We start from the raw sequence: 22,196 nt of genomic DNA on the forward strand, positions 1-22,196 counted from the left end.
ATGGGAGGTGGCTATGAATACGTTAATTTTAATAAGTCTCGCTATTAGCGAGTTTTTAGAATCACTTAGCTTTAGTGTTTCAATAAATGATTACTTTATACTCATTAGTATTTTTGTGTTATTTATATTTATTAATAAAAATAATGTTATAAGCAATAACAATGAACTAGGGGCACTGGCATGAGTACAACAAATACGCTTTCAAAGCCCAGTAATAAAAAGTTTTGGGAATACGCACCTTTAATTTTTACTGGGTTTTATTTGCTTCCGACTCTATTTAATCTATCTAACTTGCCAGTCAATACCATTGTAATGAGCGTGGCGTTTTATATTGTATTTATTTTGCTTTACATAAAAGCCATGCACTGTGAAACAAAGCGTATAACAACGCTGTTTGTTATTATGTTAGTGGTGTGTTTTAGCGCCACATTTTATACCACCGGGACCTCTACATTATTTGGTTTTATCGCGTTTATAGCTGGTGAGTCATACGCTAAAAAAAGCAGATTATATGCCGTTTTTAGCCTTATATTTACGGTTGCGTTAAGCGCCTATTTGGCAGATATAGCAAACATAAAATACTTTTTAGCCGGCACTTTATTAATTTCAGGAGCGCTGCTGGCTTTTGGCATTGCAACACAAAAAGAGCGCCTGCATAAAAAGCGCGAACAAGAAAGCGCTAACCAATTAGAGCAATTAGCTGCTATTGCTGAGCGCGAACGAATAGCGCGCGACCTACACGATATTTTAGGCCACTCACTATCATCTATTGCTTTAAAAGCTGAGCTTGCTAATAAGCTAAATCAAGGAGAGCGCTACGAACAAGCCAATAACGAAATAGCACAAGTAGCAGATTTAGCAAGGCAGTTACTTAGCGATGTAAGAAACGCCGTAAGCGATTTAAAACAACTTAATTTAATAAGCCAAATAGCCCAGCTTAAGCAAAGGCTAATAGAGCAAGACTTTAACGTTAACTTTAATGTTGTATTAAATACCTTGCCTCCTAAAGTAGAAGGGATCGCAGGGCTTATAATTAAAGAAGCGGTAACTAATTTATTACGCCATAGCAGTAATAAAAACGCCGAAATAAATATAGAGCAAACACAGCATCAGCTGCATATAAGTGTGGTTGATAACGCACCTTGCAGCACGTTAAACGCAGGTAACGGTTTAAATGGTATTAAAGAGCGTGCAGAGCAACTTAATGGCCATGCCGCGTTTACCTGTGGCGAGAAGTTTACTTTAAACGTAATGCTGCCAATTTCAGCTAAGGATTAACAATGATCAAAGTATATTTAGTGGAAGATCAAGCGCTAGTGCGTGACGCTGTAGGGGCATTGTTAAGCCTTGATTTTAATATTGAAGTGATAGGCCAGGCGAGTAACGGCCAAGATGCCCTTAATGCAATAAAAGCACTGGCCGATGAGGCATTGCCAGACATAATTTTAACCGATATTGAAATGCCACACATGAGCGGTATAGAGCTAAGTGAGCAAATAGCGGCCACGTTCCCAACCATTAAAATGGTTATTATGACCACGTTTTCGCGAGCTGGTTATATTAGGCGCTCGCTCGCCCTAGGCGTTAAAGGTTTCATTTTAAAAGAAGCGCCAAGTGATGAGCTTATCAATGCACTTAAAAAGGTAATGCAAGGGCAAAAGGTTATAGACCCAGAGCTTGCCATTAACGCGCTTGACGATGCCGACCCGCTCACCGATAAAGAGCGCAAAGCACTTAAGCTTGCAAGCGATGGCTTAAAAACAAGCGAGATAGCCAAACAGCTGTTTATAAGCGAAGGCACAACACGTAATTATTTATCCGATGCTATCGCAAAACTCAATGCCACTAACCGCGTAGATGCAGCGCGTATTGCAAAGCAAAAAGGCTGGTTATAATCGCGCTTATATTAAGTGCTGATTAAGGCCATTAAGCGTATGTTTTACTTATTAAAGCGGTTTATTAAAAGTTTCATACGCTTTTACCTGTCTCATTTTACGTATATGGGTTAAAATACCTACATAACCAACTAACAAGATAGTGAATGTCAAACCAAGATCCAAATCTCAGCCGAGAACAAGAAAAGTACGAAAACCCAGTCCCTAGTCGTGAGTTTATACTTACTCACCTTCAAGAGCGTTCAAAACCTGCTAACTTCACGCAACTTTGTGATGAATTAGCTGTAAACGATACCGAACGCCAAATTGCATTTAAGCGCCGCCTTCGTGCCATGGAGCGCGATGGCCAATTGTATTTTAATAAGTTTAAATGTTACGCCCTAATTGACGAAGCCGGTTTAACCAAAGGCAAAGTAATTGGCCACAGAGACGGTTTTGGCTTTTTAGAAGTTGAAGGCGAGAGCAAAGATTGGTTTATAGCCAAGCATCAAATGAACATGGTGCTGCACGGCGACATCGTACTTGCTAAAGGCACAAAACGTGGCTCAGGCTCAAAATGTGATGCCCGCATAATTAAAGTACTTACCAACGAGCGCGCACCTATTGTAGGGCGTTACTTTGTTGAGCATGGTATTGCAGTTGTGGTAGCCGAAGACCCACGTATTACCCAAGATATTATTATTCTGCCAGGCAGTGAAAACGGCGCGCGTCATAACCAAATGGTGCAAGTGCAAATCACTCAAAACCCTAGCCGTAACATGAACGCGGTAGGTAAAATTATTGACGTACTGGGCGAGCATTTAGCGCCAGGTATGGAAATTGAAGTGGCACTGCGCAATCACGATATTCCTCATGTTTGGCCAGAAGAAGTGGAAGAACAAGTTGCTCATTTAGGTGAATTTGTTGATGAAGCCGACAAACAAGGCCGTGTAGATTTACGCGACCTGCCACTGGTCACCATAGATGGTGAAGACGCCCGCGACTTTGATGATGCCGTATATTGTGAGCGTAAAAAATCTGGCGGCTGGCGCTTATGGGTAGCCATTGCCGATGTATCGCATTATGTAGGTATGAACACGCCGCTAAATAAAGAAGCGATTGCTCGCGGTAACTCAGTGTACTTTCCTGAGCAAGTAATTCCAATGCTGCCAAAAGTGTTGTCGAACGGTTTATGTTCGCTTAACCCTAAAGTAGACCGCCTTTGTATGGTGGCCGAAATGACGGTATCAGACGCTGGTAAGCTTTCGGGTTATAAGTTTTACGAAGCGGTGATGAACTCGCATGCGCGTTTAACCTACACCAAAGTAAATGCCATTTTACAAGGCGATGAAAAACTACGCGAAGAATACGCACCCGTTGTGCCACATTTAACTGACTTACAGCAAATGTATATGGCGCTTAAGTCGGCGCGCCAAACCCGTGGTGCTATTGAGTTTGAAACGCTCGAAACGCGTTTTGTATTTAACGCACACCGTAAAATAGAATCAATTGTGCCGGTTGTTCGTAACGACGCGCACAAACTGATTGAAGAATGTATGATTTTAGCCAACGTATCGGCGGCTAAATTATTAGAAAAACACGAAGCCAGCGCGCTTTACCGTGTGCACGATGAGCCAGATCAAGAAAAACTAGGTAACTTTACTCAGTTTTTAAGTGAGCTTGGCATTCAAAGCACATTAAGCGATGAGCCAACACCGAAAGAAATTACCCAAGTGTTAGCCCGTTTAGGCGACCGCCCAGAGGCCGAGCTTATTCAAACCATGCTACTTCGTTCAATGAAGCAAGCGGTTTATCAGCCAGACAACATAGGCCACTTTGGCTTAGCGCTGCCTGCGTATGCACACTTTACCTCACCGATTCGCCGTTACCCTGATTTAGTGGTACACCGTGCAATTAAAGCGGTAATAAAAGCACAAGGTCAGCAAACATCGGGCGCATACGCTTACACCGATGATGAAGTAGACCAACTAGGCGAGCAGTGTTCAACCACCGAGCGCCGCGCAGACGACGCAACCCGTGAAGTTGCCGACTGGCTTAAATGTGAGTTTATGCAAGACCACGTGGGTGATGAGTTTAACGGGGTTATTTCATCCGTTACTAACTTTGGTTTATTTGTACGCCTAGACGACTTACAAATTGATGGCCTGATCCATGTTACTAACTTAGGTGATGAATACTTCCATCATGATGGTGCAAAACACACCCTAATTGGCGAGCATACACATACCGTTTACCGCCTTGGCGATAAAGTAACGGTACAAGTTGCTTCGGTAAGTTTAGATGAGCGCCGTATAAATTTAACGCTCAGTGGTGATGTAGCTCAAGATAGATACGCGCGTCGCCGTGGCTCAGCTAAAGGAGCAGGGCGCGGTAAATCAAGCCATGCACCAGCAAGTGTAAGATCGCAGCTTAAAGCGGGTAAAATCCCTGGAAAAAACACATCAGGCGATGAAAAACCCAAAGCTGGTAAAAAACCAGCCAGTAAAAGTAAAGGCAAACCAGCGGGTAAGTCTGGCGCAAAGCCAGCCGGTAAAAAAGCCGCTGAAACCACCGCTAAGAAAAAACCGAAAAAAAAGGCAGTTAAAAAGCCTAAAAGACCAGGCAAAAATGCCCGTAAACGTAATAGCCCAGGAGCAAACAATACGTGAGTAATGAATTAATTTTTGGCTTTCACTCTGTTGAAGCAATTTTAGCAAAAGAGCCAGAGCGTTTTTTAGAAATTTATGCCCTTAAAGGTCGTGATGATAAGCGCTTAACCCCGATTATTAATGAAGCACGTAAATTTGGTATTTCTGTACAATTTATGCAGCGAAAAGCGCTAGATAACAAAGCAAACGATGAACAGCACCAAGGCATTATTGCCAATGTAAAAGCTGCGCGTGTTTACAACGAAAAAGATTTAGATGAGATCATTGCTCGCGAAGACACGCCGTTTTTATTAGTACTAGATGGCATAACCGATCCACACAATTTAGGTGCCTGCCTACGTAGCGCAGATGCAGCAGGTGTACACGCTATAATTGTACCTAAAGATAAGTCGGCCAAGCTTAACGGCACAGCACGTAAAGTAGCCTGTGGCGCAGCCGAAACTGTACCGCTTATTCAGGTAACAAACCTGGCGCGTACGCTTCGCGAAATTAAAGACGCAGGCGTATGGGTTGTGGGCACCGCAGGTGAAACAGACACCCACGTGTTTGATGCAAACCTTACTGGGCCAATGGCAATAGTAATGGGAGCAGAGGGCGAGGGCATGCGCCGTTTAACGCGTGAGCATTGCGACGTGTTAGTTAAAATTCCGATGGCAGGAAGTGTTTCTAGCTTAAATGTATCGGTAGCCACCGGTATTTGTTTATTTGAAGTGCTACGCCAACGTAACGTAAATAACTAATATCCAGTTGCTTAATTAATATATTTATTTTTAGGCAGCTAAGCGTGTCGATAGACAAAATTCGTTATTTAATCGTTTAAATAAGGGATTTAGTTAGCGCCAAATTTAGCTTACAAAACGCCGAGGTTATTTTAACCTCGGCGTTTTTTATGTAGCGTAGTTTGTAATTTTACAGGTTAAGCAAATCGCCAACGCGCACTAATAGCCTAAACGTAATGCGATAAACTCAGCGAGTTTGTCTACTGCATGCTCCGACTCCCCACCGCTTTTTATTAAGCTAATACCTATGCTACCAAGAGCTGGTAAATATTTACTTTGCGCCTGAAAATTAAGATCGCTTGGCACCGTACTTTTAGCCAGTACAGTAATACCCAAGCCTTCTTTTAAAGCGGCAATAAGGCCGGTTAAATCGGCATTGCTGTAAACAATACGGTATTTGATATTGGCACTTTTAAGTGCATCTGTAGCGCGGCGCCTATAAATACAGCCCTCGGGTGCGGTGACTAAGGTTACTACCTCATTTTTTGCCTGTGCTAGGTCGCCCACCCATACTAGCTCGTCTTGCATAAAAATAGGGAACTTGTCTGAATTAAGGCGCTCGTTAAGTGCTAAAACAAGATCAAATTGATCTTGCCTTGAGGCTGACAGTAAATGTTTACTTAAGCGCGATTTAACCTCCAGCGATACCTCAGGATAAAGCGAGACAAAATCACCAATAATAGAGGGTAAAATACGTGCTGCAAATTCGCTAGGAATACCCAAGCGCACTTTACCGGTTATGCTTTCTGAGGTGAACTGCTGCAAAATAGCATCGTTATACTGCATCATTTGTTTTGCCATAGGCAAAAGTAGCTCACCGTACTGATTAAGCACTTGGCGCTGGCCCTGCTTTTTAAATAATTTATAACCGAGTAAATCTTCAAGGCGTTTAATTTGCAAGCTTACCGCAGGTTGCGATAACCCCAGAAGGTCGCCGGCTTTTGCAAATCCACCTACCTCAACAACCATTACAAAGGTACGCAAACTGTCGGTTGATATGTTTTTCATATTTAAAATTACAATTTATATAGCTACATATATAAGTATTATTTATCAATTGATAAATAATTACAATTTGTTGTTGTCACAGTGGCGCAATATACTTTTGGTATCAAAAATACACAGGTGTTTGTTATGACTTTTAACCCAATAATGTTTGCCCGCCACAGCAATGCTGCAAGTGCAGTTACCAATGCCGTGCAAGCAAATAACAACCTCGTTGTAATGGATTTTAGTGGCAGTGAAACCAGTATATTTTTAAGCACTATTTTAGGGTTAGATCTCACAAAGCTTACAGCCAGCGGTTTAGGCCTAAAAGGCACGCTTGATGGCGATTTAAATTCTGATTACAGCTTTGCCGTTTATTACTTTAGCGAAACCGCATTTAGATTTGTATTACCGCACAGCGCAAGCTTGCAATTACAAGCACTGATAAACGAGCAGCAACTTCGTTTTGATATTGATTATGTACTACGTAGCGACCTTGCAACCCTTGCGCTGTGTGGAGCAAACGCATTTGATACCTTAATTAGCGCATTTAAATTAACGCCAGGGCTGCGTTTATCAAACCCACAACTATGTTATGGCGCGCAAAGCGGCGAAGTATTTATTACCGCCATAGATAAAAACGACGAACAGCACTTTGTGTTAGTAGCCAAGCAACAAGAACTACAAAAATGGCAACACCACTTACAAGCACAAGGTTTTGCCCTAATGCAAAACGAAGCTGCCTAATACATAAAATAACCGGTAAACATAACCGTGTTTGCCTGTTTAGTTAAATCTATTTAAGCCACGCCCGCACAGGGTTAATTTAAAAGTGAAGGAATGTTATGACTTCTAAAACTGTACTACATGCTAAGCACCTTGAAGCAGGCGCAAAAATGGTTGATTTTCATGGCTGGGAAATGCCAATCAACTACGGCTCACAAATAGAAGAACACAATGCAGTGCGTACCGATGCAGGTATGTTTGACGTATCACACATGACCATTGTTGATATTGAAGGCGAACAAGCAAAAGCATTTTTACGTAAATTAGTAGCAAACGACGTAGCAAAATTAACCGTACCAGGTAAAGCGCTTTACACTGGCATGCTTAACGAGCAAGGCGGCGTAATCGACGATTTAATTATTTACTACTTTAGCGAAACGTTTTATCGCTTAGTGGTAAATTCTGCCACCCGCGAAAAAGATTTAGCTCACTTAGCTAAAGTATCTGCCGACTTTACAGTAACCGTAACTGAGCGCCCAGAGTTTGCAATGATTGCAGTACAAGGCCCTAATGCAAAAGCAAAAACAGCCACTCTTTTAAATGCCGAGCAACAAGCAGCCGTTGAAGGCATGAAGCCATTTTTTGGTGTACAAGTAGGTGATTTATTTATTGCCACAACGGGTTATACTGGCGAAGACGGTTACGAAATAGTAGTACCGAACGAGCAAGCAGCCGATTTATGGCAACAACTGCTAGATGCAGGTGTAGCGCCAGCCGGTTTAGGTGCACGCGACACGCTACGCTTAGAAGCAGGTATGAACCTTTACGGCCTAGATATGGACGAAAGCGTATCGCCACTTGCAGCTAACATGGCATGGACCATTGCATGGGAACCAGAAGATCGTGACTTTATTGGTCGTGACGTACTTGTTAAGCAACGCGCCGAAAAAAGCACCCATAAACTTGTTGGTTTAGTGCTTGAAGAAAAAGGCGTATTGCGTAGCGGCTCAAAAGTAATTGTTGAAGGTGGTGAAGGGGTAATTACCTCAGGTACTTTCTCACCAACACTTGGTTTTAGTGTAGCCCTTGCACGTGTACCGCGTTCAACAGGGGATACAGCCCAAGTAGAAATGCGCAAAAAATTAGTTAACGTTAAAGTAGTAAAGCCTAGCTTTGTACGTAACGGCAAATCAATCATTTAAAAATTTGGTTATACCAATCACAATAATTATTGTGATTGGTATCCTCCCAATCTAAACCAAAGGAACAAAATAATGAGCAATATCCCTAGCGATTTAAAATACGCCTCTTCTCACGAGTGGGTTCGCAACGAAGGTGACGGTACATTTACTGTGGGTATTTCTGAGCATGCGCAAGAGCTGCTTGGCGACATGGTATTTGTAGAACTACCAGAAGTAGGCGATGCAGTAGATGCGGGCGAAGATTGTGCAGTAGCAGAGTCGGTTAAAGCTGCATCAGACATTTACGCACCAGTTGGCGGCGAAATTGTAGCGATTAACGAAGAGCTAGAAGACGCACCAGAAACGGTTAACAACGACCCATACGGTGACGGCTGGTTATTCCGCATTAAAGCAACTGACGAGTCAGAGCTTGAAAACCTACTTAGCGCAGAAGACTACGCTAACACAATCGACGAAGAGTAATACTCTAAGTAGATGACAAAAGCCCCATTCACTGTTTTTGGGGCTTTTATGATTTAACGGCCTACTTCCCATACACAGTACGTTATTAAATCATCACATATTTTAATCAATACTAATTACCCGTTAGTATTTAGGATCATAGGAATCTAGACGCATGTCAAACGCCAAATCTCTTGAACAGTTAGAGCAAAAGCAAGATTTTATTCGCCGCCACATTGGGCCAAGCCCGGCACAAGTAAGCGATATGCTAAGTGCTTTAGAAGTATCAAGTGTGCAAGAGCTGATCGACCAAACTGTACCTGCAAGCATTCGCTTAGCGCAGCCATTAACAGTTGGCGAAAGCCGTACTGAAGTTGAAACACTAAGCTACTTAAAATCGGTAGCAAGCAAAAATAAAGTTTTCAAATCGTACATTGGCCAAGGCTACCACCCAACGCACGTACCGCACGTAATTTTACGTAACGTACTAGAAAACCCAGGTTGGTATACTGCGTACACGCCATACCAGCCAGAAATTGCGCAAGGGCGTTTAGAGTCGTTATTAAATTTTCAAACTATGACCCTAGATTTAACAGGCCTAGATTTAGCAAGTGCCTCGTTGCTTGACGAATCAACCGCTGCTGCTGAGGCTATGGGCCTTGCAAAACGCGTATCTAAAGCTAAAAAAGCCAATGCCTTTTTTATTGCCGACGACGTACACACACAAACAATCGACGTAGTAAGCACCCGTGCTGAGCAGTTTGGTTTTGAAATAATTGTAGGTAAAGCAGAAGATGCCGTTAACCACGACATTTTTGGCGCACTTTTCCAATACCCATCTACAACAGGTGAAGTAGTCGATATAACCGACCTAATTGCTGGCGTACAAAGCAAAAAGGCCATTGCCTGTGTTGCTGCCGACATTATGAGCTTATTACTACTAAAAGCACCGGGTAAATTAGGTGCCGACGTAGTACTTGGTTCGGCTCAGCGTTTTGGTGTACCTATGGGTTACGGCGGACCACACGCTGCATTTTTTGCAACGCGTGATGCTTACAAACGTTCATTACCAGGGCGTATTATTGGTGTATCTAAAGACCGTTTAGGTAACGACGCACTCCGTATGGCCATGCAAACGCGCGAACAACACATTCGCCGCGACAAAGCCAACTCAAATATTTGTACAGCGCAGGTACTACTTGCCAACATGGCCGCGTTTTACGCGGTGTACCACGGCCCACAAGGCTTAAAAACTATCGCGCAGCGTATACATCGCTTTGCTGATATTTTAGCTGCAGGCCTAAAAGCTAAAGGTGTAGCACTTAAACACAGCACCTGGTTTGATACGCTAACAGTAGTGAGCGACAGCAAAGATGACGTAATAGCACGTGCTCTTGCCAAAGGCGTTAACTTTGCCACAAACCACGACGGCGAATACTCAATTTCGGTTTCAGAAACCACCACCCGCGCCGATGTAGCTGAGCTATTTGATATTGTACTAGGTGAAGGCCATGGCCTAAGCGTAGATAGTATTGCAGCCGATATTGAAGCAAACGGTAGCGACTCTATTCCAGCTAGTTTAGTACGTGATGACGAAGTATTAACGCATCCAAACTTTAACAGCTACCACAGCGAAACAGACATGCTTCGCTACATTAAGCGACTAGAAAACAAAGATTTAGCGCTTAACCACTCAATGATCTCGCTAGGTTCATGTACCATGAAACTAAACGCGACCGCTGAGATGATCCCAATTACATGGCCTGAATTTGCAAACTTGCACCCATTCTGCCCGCTCGATCAGGCCGAAGGTTACCAAATAATGATTAACGAGCTGCACGACTGGCTAGTTAACATTACTGGGTACGATGCGGTTTCACTACAGCCAAACTCTGGCGCACAAGGTGAATACGCAGGCTTAATTGCTATTCGTAAATACCACGAGTCACGCGGCGATGCACACCGTAACGTATGTTTAATTCCAAGTTCAGCGCACGGTACTAACCCTGCATCTGCGCAAATGGCCAGCATGAAAATTGTAGTGGTTGATTGCGATAAAAACGGTAACGTAGACATGGCCGACCTAAAAGCGAAAGCTGAAGAAGTGTCTGAAAACTTATCGTGCATTATGATCACATACCCATCTACACACGGCGTTTACGAAGAAACCATTCGCGAAATTTGTGACATTGTGCACGAGCACGGCGGCCAAGTTTACATGGACGGCGCAAACATGAACGCGCAAGTAGGCGTAACAAGCCCAGGCTTTATTGGCTCAGACGTATCGCACTTAAACTTGCATAAAACGTTTTGTATTCCACACGGCGGCGGCGGCCCAGGTGTAGGCCCAATTGGTGTTAAATCGCACCTTGCGCCATTTATGCCAAACCACAGCGTAATTAACGTACCGGGCACAAACATTAACAACGGTGCAGTATCAGCAGCGCCTTACGGCTCAGCCGCTATTTTACCTATTTCATGGGCTTACATTACCATGATGGGCTCAGAGGGCTTAAAACAAGCCACCGAAATGGCGATTGTGAATGCTAACTACTTAACGCACGAGTTAAGCCAGCACTTCCCAATTTTATACCGTGGCCGTAACAACCGCGTTGCGCACGAATGTATTGTTGACCTACGCCCACTTAAAGAGCAATCAGGCATTACTGAAATGGACGTAGCTAAGCGCTTGCAAGATTACGGCTTCCATTCACCTACCATGTCGTTCCCAGTAGCGGGCACGTTAATGATTGAGCCAACTGAATCTGAGTCAAAAGGCGAGATAGACCGCTTTATCGAAGCTATGGTGTCAATCAAAGGCGAAATCGACAAAGTAATCTCTGGCGAATGGTCAATCGAAAACAACCCGCTCGTGTTTGCACCGCACACACAAGCAGACGTACTTGGTAACGAATGGGACCGCGCGTACGACCGTTTTTACGCTGCATTCCCAGTGCCTTCGGTAGCTAAAGACAAGTTCTGGCCAACCGTTACACGAATAGATGACGTATACGGCGACCGTAACTTAGTTTGTTCATGCCCAGCGGTTGAGACTTATCGCGACTAATTTTTGAACTTTAATGGGTAGTAAGTTCCATTATAGTTTGGGAATTTATCAAAATTATAAAAGCCGTTGCAGCCATGTAACGGCTTTTTTGTGTTTAAGCGCTTTAGATACACAGCTTACTGTCGTTTTGGCGAAGCCCAAATAGCAGGGTAGTTATTAAATAAGTTAATAACTGAAGATGGTAAAATCAAACTACAACTTGAAAGATTGCCTAATAATTTCATGTGTGAAGTCTTGATTTGATCCTTTTCTCCTAATATTGCGACGTTGTCTATTATTAAAGTGTTCAGCTCAATTAAGCCAGTTCGAAATTTCAATTTATATTATTTTACCAATGAGCAGCTGAAAAATTAATTGCATATTATTTAATACCCGATAAAATATTTTAATATCGACAAGGACTGTGGGTAATCTTCATAATAAATTACACATTATTCCTCCAAAAACAATCATATTTCAAGAGGTTATTGTGTCAATCATTGACAAAATTCAAAGCTTCAGCGCGAAAATTCAGCCCTTTTTTGATCAATTTGGTGCGCACAAAGTACATCTATCTCCTGAAGTATTCGGGTGTTTAAAGAATAACGGTGAGCCAATTGGCAATCAATTGATTTTACGTAGTCTTAGCTTCTCAGATGGTAAGCCACGTAGAGATTTTGTTTATACAGATCCCGATGGCAGTTTTAGGTTTCCTGAAAAAACGATTCGTTCTGATGAACCCAGCGTACCATTCAAAGAAATATTTACTAACCAATACATTACCACCACCATTAATAGAAAAAAATTTATTATTTGGCGAGCAACATTAATAGGGAAAAATCCTATTAATGAATTTACCAGTAAATTAAGTTCTCTTAACGCTGATATAACTAATGAGGCTATTTTATTTAGCTTTTCTAGTAGTCGAGAAGAAATGAGTTTAGAGGGGACTTCAATTTGTCGTTGGGATAAAGATTTTGAAGTTATTGATGTTGATAAACACCTAAATCTTACTAGTGATAAAGTTAAATAAAAATATAAGGAAATAATTATGATGCAAGTTTTAACTCCTTCATTAGCAGCTAGGTTTGCTGCAATATCATATTCAACTGACACAACTGATGGTGTCGAGGGCTCCGCTTATTATGGAGCTTTGTCTAGACACTTTGATTTTGATAGCGATCCAGTAAAAGGCATAAGCGGTTCTATTCTAGAAAGAGTACTTCGTCATCGTACTCCGTTTGGTTGTATTGCTAAAGGGAAAACGAACGCGTATAAGGGGCAGTATGTACTAGCGCTTAGAGGCACAGCAAAAATGCGCGATTGTATTACTGATTTACATTGTGGTATTTCCACTGGTCCCAATAACCAAAGTGTACACGCAGGATTCAATCAAACATTTAACTCGCTTAAATCACAGTTAGAGCAGTATTTTTCTAATAATCCTACTGCTCCCGTTCATGTTGTTGGCCATAGTTTAGGTGGTGCATTAGCTAATTTAGCTGCTAACTGGTTGAAGCAACGCTTCAAAGTACCTGTTAAACTCTATACTTTCGGGGCTCCGCGAGTCGGACTATTAAATTTTTCAATTCATACACAAAATGCTTTACAAGGGGTTTACCGCTGTGTACATGCTGGTGATCCTGTACCAATGGTGCCTGTATGGCCTTTTGTACACACTACTTATGAATATATTTTAAATTCATCCCCTTCAATATCACCAGGTGCGCATAGTATGTCTGATCCAACACCGGGGTATTTGAATACGGCATCAAAATATAGAACTTTTGAAGATATACAAAAGGGATTTGAACTACGCCACCAAGAAGCCACACGTCTTGAATTTGAAAAACGTCATCAAGCTAGTTTCACTGCCCTTTGGGCTAGGAAAATAGGTGCAGCACTTCTTGATTTTTTAAATAAGATAGGTGCGCTTAGCGCACTACAAGTTAGTGTTACAGGTTTGTTAACTGTTTACGATGCCATTGCGTCTTATTTAGCTAACGAAGTTGAAACCTCGCGAGCTTATGCTGCAGAGGTAAAAGGTATAGTAGGTCATATGTATGTTTTCTGTGGTTTACCAGCAAGTAAACTTATAGATTTTAGTTACCGTGGCATCCGTACTATTTTAAAAAAAATGCTTATTAAACTTTCTCAGCTGGCTAAATTTTCAATTGAATTAGCAAGTCATACAGCTCATTTGATGGTTTAAATAAAAACCGAGAAGGCTGTAAATAGAAAAGAAGACAAGATTTTTTGTTATTTTAATTGCAAATAAGGGCAATTTTATTGCCCTTATTTAATCGTCAGGGCCTTTTAAGGTAAACACTAAATGTTTACGCATATCTTTTAAAATCACGCCTTTTTTAAGCATTGCGGCGCTTAAGCGTTTTTGCCATTTTAATAAATCAGGCTCTGCGGCTGCTAAAGCTTGTTCGTTTTCGAACTGAAAACAAAGCAGTAGTGAACTTGGAAATAAGTGATATTCCACATCAAACCAGCACTGCAACATACCAGGGATTTCTTCGCGACCTTGCGCTTCTATTTTATCGGCAACGTTAAGCACAAGTGCTTGTTGTTTTACTTGCACTGCAGAGAGTTTTTTCATTATTAAAATCCAAATTAGCGGCTAATAGATACAGCCAGAGTGCGGGCATTATACGCAAGCTTGTAGCTATGCAACAACCGTAGGTTGGTTTGAGCGAAGCGAAACCCAGCTCAAAACTAATTGAATTACTATTACCCCTACAAAAAATAACGATTTTCACACCGAAAATAAAAACGACGCTATTCTGCTAAAAGCTAAAAGCTAAAAGCTAAAAGCTAAAAGCTAAAAGCTAAAAGCTAAAAGCTAAAAGCTAAAAGCTAAAAGTGCTCATATAGTAAACACTTTCGCCCTATGCTTTAATATTAAAAAAGGGAGGGCGTTATGCGTAAAAATCTATTTTTATTTAATAAACACTTTGCTGCAATGGTTGCGCTAGGGGCTTTAGCTGCGCCGTTACCTGTATTGAGTAACGAGCCTGGGGTATTAGTTGAGCAGCTTTGTGCCAGTTGCCATAGTTTAAACAACCTTGAGCGCAGTGCGGGTTATAGCCAAGCGGATTGGCAAACACTCATAAGCTATATGGTTGATACCGGCGAGGGTACTGCGCTTAGTAAAGATATTAGCGCGTATTTAGCTAAGCATTACCCTGTTAACACTAAGCGCGAGTCAACGGTGGTTAAAGGCGATTTAAAACTTAGCTTTAAATACTGGCAAGTGCCTACGCTTGGGCAACGCGCTCGCGACCCTGTGCAAGGTAAAAACGGGCTTATTTGGTGGGTTGGCCAGTGGGGCAATATTTTAGGTAGGTTAAACCCTAAAACCGGTGAAATGAAAGAGTACACGTTGCCAAGTGGTACGTATGCGCACAGTGTATCGCTTGATAAAAACCAAACCCCTTGGTTTTTAGGTAATAAAAATGGCACGGTTGGGTATTTAGATTTAAAAACCGAAAAATTTAAAGTGTATAAAATGCCTGATAAAAACGCCCGTGACCCGCATACAGGCGTGTTTGATGATGCGGGTATATTTTGGTTTACCCTGCAGCACAGCAACATGATTGGCAGGCTAAACCCTAAAAGCGGTGATATTAAACTTGCTACTTTACCCACTAAAGGCTCGCGGCCTTATGGTATAAAGCTTGATTCAAACGGGACGCCGTGGGTGTCGTGTAATGGCAGTAACTGTTTGGTTAAAGTTGATAAAAACACCATGGAGCTTAGCGAAATAAAACTCCCAGGTGCTAAAACACATACTAGGCGCCTTGCTATTACGCCTGATGATATGGTGTTTTATGTAAACTCTGGCATGGGTAAACTTGGACGCTATAACCCCAAAAACGGTAAAATAACGCAGTGGGATAACCCCAGCGGCGAAAACAGCCACCCGTATGCCATTGAATATGCCGATAATGCTATTTGGTTTAATGAGTCGGCTAAGCGCCCCGAAACGCTGGTTAGGTTTGATTTAAAAACTCAAACCATGCAAAGCTGGCAAATTCCGAGTAAAGAAGGGGTTTACTCTGGCTTAATTAGGCACATGCGTATGGGCAATAACGGCTTAATTATTCATCAAACGGCTACTAATCAATTAGCCGAAATTACTTGGTCTAAGTAATTGAGTTTATTAACGCGTTATATAGAGCCGCTAAGCGTTAGTGTATTTATTTATGTGGTAGGAGTTTTTTACAACGGTTAGCAATATTTACTGTGTAAATGAAAGCAGTAGTTTGGGTTTGTTCTTTAACTTATTGATTAGTAATAATAATTTAAGTGGTTTAGGTTTTGCTTAGTAATAGCTGTATTTTTTAAATAAATAAAGGAGTTATTATGAGCACGGTTATTACTGGGTTATTTGAAAGCGCATCACAAGCAACACTGGCTATTTATAGATTAGAAGCATTAGGTATTAATGAAGCTGATATAAGCATTGTTGCCAATGACTCATACGCAAAGGAAGACTTTGCCTTAGACGAGGGAACCAAAGCGGCTGAAGGCGGCATTGTTGGTGCAGCGTCTGGAGGTATTATTGCTGCAATTGTTGGCGGTTTTACTGCCGTAGGTACCGTGGCAACCGGTGGTACAGGTTTATTAGTAGCTGGCCCTTTAGTGGCTGCATTTGCCGCCGGCGGTGCAGGTGCTGCCGTTGGCGGAAGTTTAGGCGCTGCTATTGGTGCGTTTATTCCTGAGCACGAAGTTAAATTTTACGAAGACGCCATTGAAAAAGGCTCTATATTAATTGGTGTTAAGTACAACAGCGATAACAAAAGCGCGATTGAAGAAATACTTAAAAATGCAGGCGCGAGTAGTGTGTCTACCGCGTAAAGCTAATTAGTTTAAAGTAATAAAAAAGGTGAAACTTAGTTTCACCTTTTTTTATGCTTTTTTTACGTTGTACTTGAGTAGCTATTGGCTTACTTAGATTTACGTTTGTCGAGCACATAATGTACGGCCATTCTTGCCACGCCTGCACCAATGCCAGATACCACCGCCCATGTAACGGCTTCTTTAAGATCTGTATGCTCGCTCGGCTTGTCTTTTGGGGCGGGCTCGTTGGTTACCTTTTCCCACGATTTTTGTAAACTTTTTCTGGTTAGCATGCCAGCTGATGCGGCGGCTAGGCCTATACCTAGTGTTTTAATTAGTTGCTTGTTACTCATAATTCCCTCGATTGTTTAATAGCGATAGGGTCATCTATAACCCGTTTAATAACACTAGTATGTTCAGCAATTAGTATACCGATAGCGCAGCAGGCGTGGTGAGCATGGTTTATTTTAGCGTGTGCATGTGCCGCGTATTTTGATTAAACGCGCTGTGCTATTGGCTTAGCGCGGTATTCGTAAATGCACTATTGAGTGTTTAAGCTGTTTTTTACCCGTTTTGAGCGGTACTTAGTATTAGGCGGGTGAGCGTGTTAAGCCTGTAAAGTTGTCATTTCTTTTGTAAATTTGTACCAGTTTTTGTATAGCGTTTAAGCAAAAACACGCAGTAAATTTTAAGTATGTGTAGTGGTTAATTATCTAGCTTTGTTTATTTTATTTTTAATCAATGCGTTACGTTTAGCGCAGGTGAAATTTTTTGCCTACAGTGAGCTTGGTATAGAGATTGTACCTAATAACTGAGCAGTCGCGTTATTTACAAAACAGATACTACATAAGGAGAGCACGATGAATTGTTTACACTTTGATTCAACCGCTAAAAAAAGCGTAACACGTATTTTTAAACCAGCTTGCGCCATATTATTTACCGCTGCAATGCTACAAAATAGCGCATTGGCGAATGTAGATGTTGATATGCATGCAGTAAGTAAGTCGGGGCAAGGTGAGTTACTTGGCACCGTTACACTGACAGAAAATGAGCACGGGGTGGTATTTACCCCTGCGCTTAAAGGCTTAACGCCTGGGCAGCATGGCTTTCATGTACATCAATATGCTAGCTGCGAGCCAAAGCAAAAAAACGGTAAAGTTGTACCTGCCGGTGCCGCTGGTGGGCACTTTGACCCTAACAGCGCTAAACACCACGATGAACCGTGGAGTAATGGCCACCTAGGCGATTTACCTGCGTTATTTGTAAATGAGCGCGGCGAAGCTAAATCGCCTGTTTTAGCGCCAAGGCTCAAGCTTGAGCAGCTTAAACAACACGCAGTGATGATCCACAAAGGGGGCGACAATTATGCCGACGAACCCAAGAAATTAGGTGGCGGCGGTAAACGTGTTGCGTGCGGCGTAATTAAGTAATACGGAGATTATTTATGCCTTATCAAAACACAAGCGAGTTACCGGAGTCGGTAAAAAGTAACTTACCTAAACATGCCCAAGAGATATATCAAGAGGCGTTTAATAGCGCGTGGGATACCTACGAGGACCCAAGCGATAGAAAAAACGACGACGACCGCGAAACCACAGCGCATAAAGTAGCTTGGTCTGCGGTTAAAAATAGCTACAGTAAAAATGATAATGGAAATTGGGTTAAGTCGAGTAATTAGTTACTGGTACAAGTAAAAAACCAATGCATAAAAAAGCCGCTACAAAAGTTGTAGCGGCTTTTTTATAGCGCAATTAGGCTACTCGCTTTTGTGTTTGCGGCGTTTATAAAAGGCAAAACCACCCACTACACACGCTAATATAACTGCCATAATAATAGTAAATGCCCACGGCCCAAAATTAGCAATGGCAGGAAGTGCAAGGGCAGTAACAATACCGCCGCCAACCACAGGCTCATAAAGTGGTTGTTTGTAACTAAAGGGGCGAATATGCTCGCTTGGGTTTGAGGTAGCCTGTTTTAGCATTAACAGTCCAACCGCCGTAGTGCCCATAGATTGCCCAAGCTCGCCAATTCCTCTCACTTTCCAATCTTTTGGGAAAAACCACCCACCAAAGAAAAAGTAAATAGCTGCGCTATAGGCAACCCCCACCGCGCCTAAAATTAAAATACTTTGCCAATATTTAGCAAGTACCGATAAGTTAAGTGCACCCAGTGCGGCAATTATTAGTAAATCGAGGGAGAGGTTAGAAAGCAGATTTATTTGATAGTGACTAATTAAGTTACCCATGCCTGATTTATTAAGCACTATTTGCACCACTAAACCCACCATCATCGCAATGGGGAATAAAGGCATGTACTCAAGTATTTTTACCGATGAATCGGCAAAAAGGCTTTTTTCGGCTACTTGTAAGCCACTAAGAATAAGCCAAGCAACAATAACAACCGTGCCTAAAATAGCAAAGTGCAGGCCAAACGGGCGGTCTTTTACCTCTACTTTTTCGTCGTGGCTAATTTCAAGTTCTTGGTCGCCCCCATCGGTGCGATTAGACATAATAGTCCCTAACACGATGGCGCTTATAAGGCCTATTGTTGCTATACCTAACCCCAAGTCCATACCTTTTGCAAAATCGATACTTTCAAAAGTGGATTGCAAGCCAGCTACGGTGCCATGCCCGCCCTGAAATCCCACCGCAATGAGTGCGCCGGCAACTTCGTTGGTATCAAATAAAGGGGCAAGTACTAATAATGCCGTGATCATACCCACCACATATTGGCCTATGGCAATGCTGTAGCCAAAGCTTAAATTGGGTAGGCTTTGGTTTAGCGATTGTTTAATTGTAGGTATTTTTTTACCTAAAAATAAACCTGCAAACACCACTACAATTAAATACCCAGGTAACTCCTTCCATATGCTTGTGACCTTTTCATCTATCCATAAATTAGTGCCTTGGAGCGACAAATTAATATAATCACCAAGTAATTGTGGCCCTAATAAAAGAGCTAATACGCCAGCAATTAACGATGAGGGCACAATTAAGCCCTTTAAAAATGTGTACTTAATTAAATTACCTAGCGTTAAAAAAAAGGCCAGTAGTAGTAACGACTTAAAAAATATAGCTATATCCATAACTGATTTAACCTATGTTTTATGCTCCTTTAAACTACTCACTAATAAAAAGAGCTATACATGTTTGAGTGCTAAATACGCTAAGTAGCAATATATATTCCAGCGATTTTTAAATTTTAAGTTATTGATAATTCTATTTTAAATATTTAATGCTGAATTGAGTGCAACGGCTTTACAGAGTGTTTGTATAATTTTCAAACTAAAGTGTTAGGTAATTACACAGGGAGCGCGCTAAACACTCGTGTGAGTTTCGCTTAAATGTGCGTTACTATTTGGCAAAATTAAGTTTGTTTAAACCCATTGGGATTACGTTGAATTATTTAGCTCACCTTTACTTTGCACAACCAACTGCCGATTCACACTTTGGCAATTTACTAGGTGATTTTGGTGGACGCAGGCACGCAGAATACCTGCCCAATAGCGTTAAAAGTGCACTAGAAAACCATTACTTAGTCGATAAATTTACCGACTCACACCCGTTAGTAAAAACCACTAAACAGTACTTTTCGCCCGAGCGAAAGCGCTTTGCGGGCGTAGCGATTGACGTGCTGTTTGATCACTTTTTAATTAGGCATTGGCAGCAATTTAATAAACATCCTTTAAATGATTTTAAACGCATCAGCTACGCACTTTTAAATGAGCGCATAGCAGTTATGCCACCGCGCATGCAGCACGTTGTAACCAGCATGACTACAAACGATTGGTTTAAAGAATACGAAACTATAGAAGGGGTAGGGCTTGCGCTTGATAACATAGCCAAACGCATTCGTTTTACTAATAATTTTGCAGGTTCCGCTGAGGATATAGCGCAAAACTACCATGAGTTAGAAGCGGTATTTTTAGCATTTTTTCCTGAGTTAATTGAACATGTTAATGAACATGCCTTAGAAAGGGCGTATTAAAAACAATGCTTAAATGTGTTTAATATTGAACGTGCATTATTACGTGTACTGCTAGTTTATTTTTTAAATTTCGCGGCTCTATTATTGCCACTTGTATAGCTTAAAGGATTAACTAAATATGGATTTTTCTACGATTTTGGTCACGCTATTAGGCCAACTTTGGTACTTTATACCGCTGTTTATTTGTATTGGGGTTTTTAAAACACCTTGGTTTAAAGGAGCGATGGGAGAGTGGCAAGTTAATGTGCTAATTAAACTGTTTTTAAATAAGGCAGATTACACGTTAATTAAAAATGTGACGCTGCCTACTTTTGAAAACGGCATTGAAAATGGCACTACGCAAATTGATCATATTATTGTGTCTGAGTTTGGTGTGTTTGTGGTGGAAACTAAAAACATGAAAGGTTGGATTTTTGGTTCAGCAAATCAAAAAATGTGGACACAAAAAATTTTTAAACACTCATCAAAATTTCAAAACCCCCTGCATCAAAACTACAAGCATTTAAAAACACTTGAGTCGTGTTTAGGTATAAACAGTAACGCATTATTTTCGGTTATTATTTTTATTGGCGACAGCACATTTAAAACTAAACTACCTGAAAATGTTAGATTTGCACGCGGCGGTATTGAGTACATTAAAAGTAAAACCGAGCGAGTACTTAGTGCTAATACTAAAAACGATATAGTAAATACAATTGAAAGAGGAAAATTAAAACCAAGTTTTAAAACAAATCGCCAACATGTAAGCCATGTAAAAACGATTATTGAACAAAAGCAGGCGCCAAAAAAAGAACGCTCAGAAACTCAGATATGCTCACGTTGCGGTGAGAAAATGGTACTACGTAAAGCAAAGAAAGGTACTAATATAGGAAATACGTTCTTTGGCTGTAGTGCATTCCCTAAATGTAGAAATAGTGTTGAGATTTAAAAGGAAGTAGATTTTATGCCTGATGTAACGGCATTGTTTTATATAGCTATTATGGCTTTTTATTTATTACACAAAAACGAAGAAGCCAAAATATTAGTCCCCGTAATTGGCTTTGCAGCAATCCCCCTTTTTAGCAACGATTACTGGCAATGGTTTCAGCTTAGTGCGGCACTGAGTGTTGTGGTTATAGTGATAGAAAAAGAGAAAGCAGGGTATACAGGCGGTGGTGCAGTCTCGGCATTTGCTGCATTTTTTATTGGTGCTTTATTAGTTAGTATTTTTATACACGCGACTTCATCCGCTGTTAATAGTGTTAGCACTGCCAATTTTAGTTTTGAAACCCCACTCAATTATGAATGGCCTAGGGAAGTTGTAATTTTATATGCGTCTGCGTTTATAACTGCATTGCTTGGGATATTGTTTAACGTTCGTATGCTTGTAGCTTTTTATGGCGCAGTAATTATTGCGTGTTTACTTGCTGTTTTACCTCACTTTTGTGGCTCTTTTTTATATGGCTTAGCATTAAGTATAATTATTATTGTAGTTACTTTTGCCGTGGCATTTATTAAAAAGGCACAAGAAGAAGCGCGCTTTATATTTGCTTATATTGGTGCAGGGTTAATACAAGTGAGCTGTTTGGTTAAGTACTTTAGCTAACTATTTTTTGTTATTTGAACGATTGCTCAAGTTGTGGTTTAATTGTAGC

General features: G+C 41.3%; 22 protein-coding genes. 18 read left to right on the forward strand and 4 right to left on the reverse strand.

The features are described from left to right. The first annotated feature begins 13 nt into the window (after positions 1-13). The 5 genes from MSC25_RS14605 to rlmB all read left to right on the forward strand — a co-directional run bounded on the left by MSC25_RS14605 (position 14) and on the right by rlmB (position 5,283). Positions 14-184, forward strand: a complete 171-nt coding sequence (locus MSC25_RS14605) for a hypothetical protein (protein WP_024033282.1) — start codon at positions 14-16, stop codon at positions 182-184. Further along, positions 181-1,278 (forward strand): histidine kinase, encoded by a 1,098-nt coding sequence (locus MSC25_RS14610; protein WP_096740156.1) that lies wholly within the window; start codon positions 181-183, stop codon positions 1,276-1,278. Before MSC25_RS14605 ends, MSC25_RS14610 begins: the two co-directional genes overlap by 4 nt. Positions 1,279-1,280: 2 nt before the next feature. Continuing rightward, complete coding sequence (locus tag MSC25_RS14615; protein ID WP_029772010.1) at positions 1,281-1,895, forward strand: response regulator transcription factor; 615 nt, start codon at positions 1,281-1,283, stop codon at positions 1,893-1,895. Between the two features lie 146 nt (positions 1,896-2,041). Beyond that, positions 2,042-4,543, forward strand: coding sequence for a ribonuclease R (gene rnr, locus MSC25_RS14620; protein ID WP_096740155.1), 2,502 nt, complete (start codon positions 2,042-2,044; stop codon positions 4,541-4,543). After that, positions 4,540-5,283, forward strand: a complete 744-nt coding sequence (gene rlmB / locus MSC25_RS14625) for a 23S rRNA (guanosine(2251)-2'-O)-methyltransferase RlmB (RefSeq protein ID WP_024033280.1) — start codon at positions 4,540-4,542, stop codon at positions 5,281-5,283. Before rnr ends, rlmB begins: the two co-directional genes overlap by 4 nt. A 198-nt stretch (positions 5,284-5,481) precedes the next feature. On the opposite strand, the gene MSC25_RS14630 is transcribed toward rlmB, so the two are convergent. Next, positions 5,482-6,330, reverse strand: coding sequence for a LysR family transcriptional regulator (locus MSC25_RS14630; protein WP_029772013.1), 849 nt, complete (start codon positions 6,328-6,330; stop codon positions 5,482-5,484). A 126-nt stretch (positions 6,331-6,456) separates the two neighbouring features. Here MSC25_RS14630 and MSC25_RS14635 point away from each other — a divergent pair, with 126 nt between their 5' ends. From MSC25_RS14635 to MSC25_RS14660, 6 genes are all read left to right on the forward strand, one after another. Beyond that, positions 6,457-7,056, forward strand: coding sequence for a hypothetical protein (locus MSC25_RS14635; protein ID WP_096740154.1), 600 nt, complete (start codon positions 6,457-6,459; stop codon positions 7,054-7,056). 98 nt (positions 7,057-7,154) lie between these two features. Next, positions 7,155-8,237: a glycine cleavage system aminomethyltransferase GcvT gene (gene gcvT / locus MSC25_RS14640; RefSeq protein ID WP_004587593.1), complete on the forward strand. Its 1,083-nt coding sequence runs from the start codon at positions 7,155-7,157 to the stop codon at positions 8,235-8,237. Positions 8,238-8,309: 72 nt separating this feature from the next. Next, positions 8,310-8,699, forward strand: a complete 390-nt coding sequence (gcvH, locus tag MSC25_RS14645) for a glycine cleavage system protein GcvH (protein WP_004587592.1) — start codon at positions 8,310-8,312, stop codon at positions 8,697-8,699. 154 nt (positions 8,700-8,853) lie between these two features. Then, on the forward strand, positions 8,854-11,745 hold the full coding sequence (gene gcvP / locus MSC25_RS14650) for an aminomethyl-transferring glycine dehydrogenase (protein ID WP_096042288.1): 2,892 nt from the start codon (positions 8,854-8,856) through the stop codon (positions 11,743-11,745). 469 nt (positions 11,746-12,214) lie between these two features. Beyond that, complete coding sequence (locus MSC25_RS14655; protein ID WP_131679649.1) at positions 12,215-12,757, forward strand: DUF6795 domain-containing protein; 543 nt, start codon at positions 12,215-12,217, stop codon at positions 12,755-12,757. Between the two features lie 18 nt (positions 12,758-12,775). Then, positions 12,776-13,936, forward strand: coding sequence for a lipase family protein (locus MSC25_RS14660; protein ID WP_024033271.1), 1,161 nt, complete (start codon positions 12,776-12,778; stop codon positions 13,934-13,936). 87 nt (positions 13,937-14,023) lie between these two features. Here the strand turns inward: MSC25_RS14660 and MSC25_RS14665 are convergent, their stop codons facing one another. Then, on the reverse strand, positions 14,024-14,332 hold the full coding sequence (locus tag MSC25_RS14665; protein WP_096740153.1) for a hypothetical protein: 309 nt from the start codon (positions 14,330-14,332) through the stop codon (positions 14,024-14,026). A gap of 321 nt (positions 14,333-14,653) precedes the next feature. Here MSC25_RS14665 and MSC25_RS14670 point away from each other — a divergent pair, with 321 nt between their 5' ends. Further along, positions 14,654-15,886, forward strand: a complete 1,233-nt coding sequence (locus MSC25_RS14670; protein ID WP_096740152.1) for a cytochrome C — start codon at positions 14,654-14,656, stop codon at positions 15,884-15,886. A 212-nt stretch (positions 15,887-16,098) separates the two neighbouring features. After that, entirely contained in the window at positions 16,099-16,593 is a 495-nt protein-coding gene (locus MSC25_RS14675; RefSeq protein ID WP_054982822.1) for a hypothetical protein, read from the forward strand. Between the two features lie 89 nt (positions 16,594-16,682). Here MSC25_RS14675 and MSC25_RS14680 read toward each other — a convergent pair whose 3' ends face one another. Beyond that, the gene (locus MSC25_RS14680; protein ID WP_004587585.1) at positions 16,683-16,928 is read right to left on the reverse strand and encodes a DUF4235 domain-containing protein; all 246 of its coding nucleotides are present in this window, start codon (positions 16,926-16,928) and stop codon (positions 16,683-16,685) included. A gap of 507 nt (positions 16,929-17,435) precedes the next feature. Between MSC25_RS14680 and sodC the strand changes: the two genes are divergently transcribed. After that, entirely contained in the window at positions 17,436-18,005 is a 570-nt protein-coding gene (gene sodC / locus MSC25_RS14685; RefSeq protein ID WP_096740151.1) for a superoxide dismutase family protein, read from the forward strand. Between the two features lie 14 nt (positions 18,006-18,019). Next, positions 18,020-18,253 (forward strand): ChaB family protein, encoded by a 234-nt coding sequence (locus MSC25_RS14690; RefSeq protein WP_096740150.1) that lies wholly within the window; start codon positions 18,020-18,022, stop codon positions 18,251-18,253. A 78-nt stretch (positions 18,254-18,331) separates the two neighbouring features. On the opposite strand, the gene MSC25_RS14695 is transcribed toward MSC25_RS14690, so the two are convergent. After that, the gene (locus tag MSC25_RS14695) at positions 18,332-19,660 is read right to left on the reverse strand and encodes a sodium:glutamate symporter (RefSeq protein WP_248443826.1); all 1,329 of its coding nucleotides are present in this window, start codon (positions 19,658-19,660) and stop codon (positions 18,332-18,334) included. 311 nt (positions 19,661-19,971) lie between these two features. Between MSC25_RS14695 and MSC25_RS14700 the strand changes: the two genes are divergently transcribed. From MSC25_RS14700 to MSC25_RS14710, 3 genes are all read left to right on the forward strand, one after another. Then, positions 19,972-20,562: an ACP phosphodiesterase gene (locus tag MSC25_RS14700; RefSeq protein ID WP_248443827.1), complete on the forward strand. Its 591-nt coding sequence runs from the start codon at positions 19,972-19,974 to the stop codon at positions 20,560-20,562. A gap of 118 nt (positions 20,563-20,680) precedes the next feature. Next, positions 20,681-21,490, forward strand: coding sequence for an NERD domain-containing protein (locus MSC25_RS14705; RefSeq protein WP_096740147.1), 810 nt, complete (start codon positions 20,681-20,683; stop codon positions 21,488-21,490). A 15-nt stretch (positions 21,491-21,505) separates the two neighbouring features. Further along, positions 21,506-22,147: a hypothetical protein gene (locus tag MSC25_RS14710; protein WP_232510940.1), complete on the forward strand. Its 642-nt coding sequence runs from the start codon at positions 21,506-21,508 to the stop codon at positions 22,145-22,147. The last annotated feature ends 49 nt before the right edge of the window (positions 22,148-22,196 follow it).

Origin of the sequence: Pseudoalteromonas sp. 1CM17D (assembly GCF_023161805.1) — a bacterium.
GTDB lineage: Bacteria > Pseudomonadota > Gammaproteobacteria > Enterobacterales > Alteromonadaceae > Pseudoalteromonas > Pseudoalteromonas atlantica.

Bases quoted from the DNA above. Each gene is read 5' to 3' on its own strand.
- MSC25_RS14605 (WP_024033282.1), top strand. From the start codon at position 14: ATGAATACGTTAATTTTAATAAGTCTCGCTATTAGCGAGTTTTTAGAA.
- MSC25_RS14610 (WP_096740156.1), top strand. From the start codon at position 181: ATGAGTACAACAAATACGCTTTCAAAGCCCAGTAATAAAAAGTTTTGG.
- MSC25_RS14615 (WP_029772010.1), top strand. From the start codon at position 1,281: ATGATCAAAGTATATTTAGTGGAAGATCAAGCGCTAGTGCGTGACGCT.
- rnr (WP_096740155.1), top strand. From the start codon at position 2,042: ATGTCAAACCAAGATCCAAATCTCAGCCGAGAACAAGAAAAGTACGAA.
- MSC25_RS14630 (WP_029772013.1), bottom strand. From the start codon at position 6,330: ATGAAAAACATATCAACCGACAGTTTGCGTACCTTTGTAATGGTTGTT.
- MSC25_RS14635 (WP_096740154.1), top strand. From the start codon at position 6,457: ATGACTTTTAACCCAATAATGTTTGCCCGCCACAGCAATGCTGCAAGT.
- gcvT (WP_004587593.1), top strand. From the start codon at position 7,155: ATGACTTCTAAAACTGTACTACATGCTAAGCACCTTGAAGCAGGCGCA.
- gcvH (WP_004587592.1), top strand. From the start codon at position 8,310: ATGAGCAATATCCCTAGCGATTTAAAATACGCCTCTTCTCACGAGTGG.
- gcvP (WP_096042288.1), top strand. From the start codon at position 8,854: ATGTCAAACGCCAAATCTCTTGAACAGTTAGAGCAAAAGCAAGATTTT.
- MSC25_RS14660 (WP_024033271.1), top strand. From the start codon at position 12,776: ATGATGCAAGTTTTAACTCCTTCATTAGCAGCTAGGTTTGCTGCAATA.
- MSC25_RS14665 (WP_096740153.1), bottom strand. From the start codon at position 14,332: ATGAAAAAACTCTCTGCAGTGCAAGTAAAACAACAAGCACTTGTGCTT.
- MSC25_RS14670 (WP_096740152.1), top strand. From the start codon at position 14,654: ATGCGTAAAAATCTATTTTTATTTAATAAACACTTTGCTGCAATGGTT.
- MSC25_RS14675 (WP_054982822.1), top strand. From the start codon at position 16,099: ATGAGCACGGTTATTACTGGGTTATTTGAAAGCGCATCACAAGCAACA.
- MSC25_RS14680 (WP_004587585.1), bottom strand. From the start codon at position 16,928: ATGAGTAACAAGCAACTAATTAAAACACTAGGTATAGGCCTAGCCGCC.
- sodC (WP_096740151.1), top strand. From the start codon at position 17,436: ATGAATTGTTTACACTTTGATTCAACCGCTAAAAAAAGCGTAACACGT.
- MSC25_RS14690 (WP_096740150.1), top strand. From the start codon at position 18,020: ATGCCTTATCAAAACACAAGCGAGTTACCGGAGTCGGTAAAAAGTAAC.
- MSC25_RS14695 (WP_248443826.1), bottom strand. From the start codon at position 19,660: ATGGATATAGCTATATTTTTTAAGTCGTTACTACTACTGGCCTTTTTT.
- MSC25_RS14705 (WP_096740147.1), top strand. From the start codon at position 20,681: ATGGATTTTTCTACGATTTTGGTCACGCTATTAGGCCAACTTTGGTAC.
- MSC25_RS14710 (WP_232510940.1), top strand. From the start codon at position 21,506: ATGCCTGATGTAACGGCATTGTTTTATATAGCTATTATGGCTTTTTAT.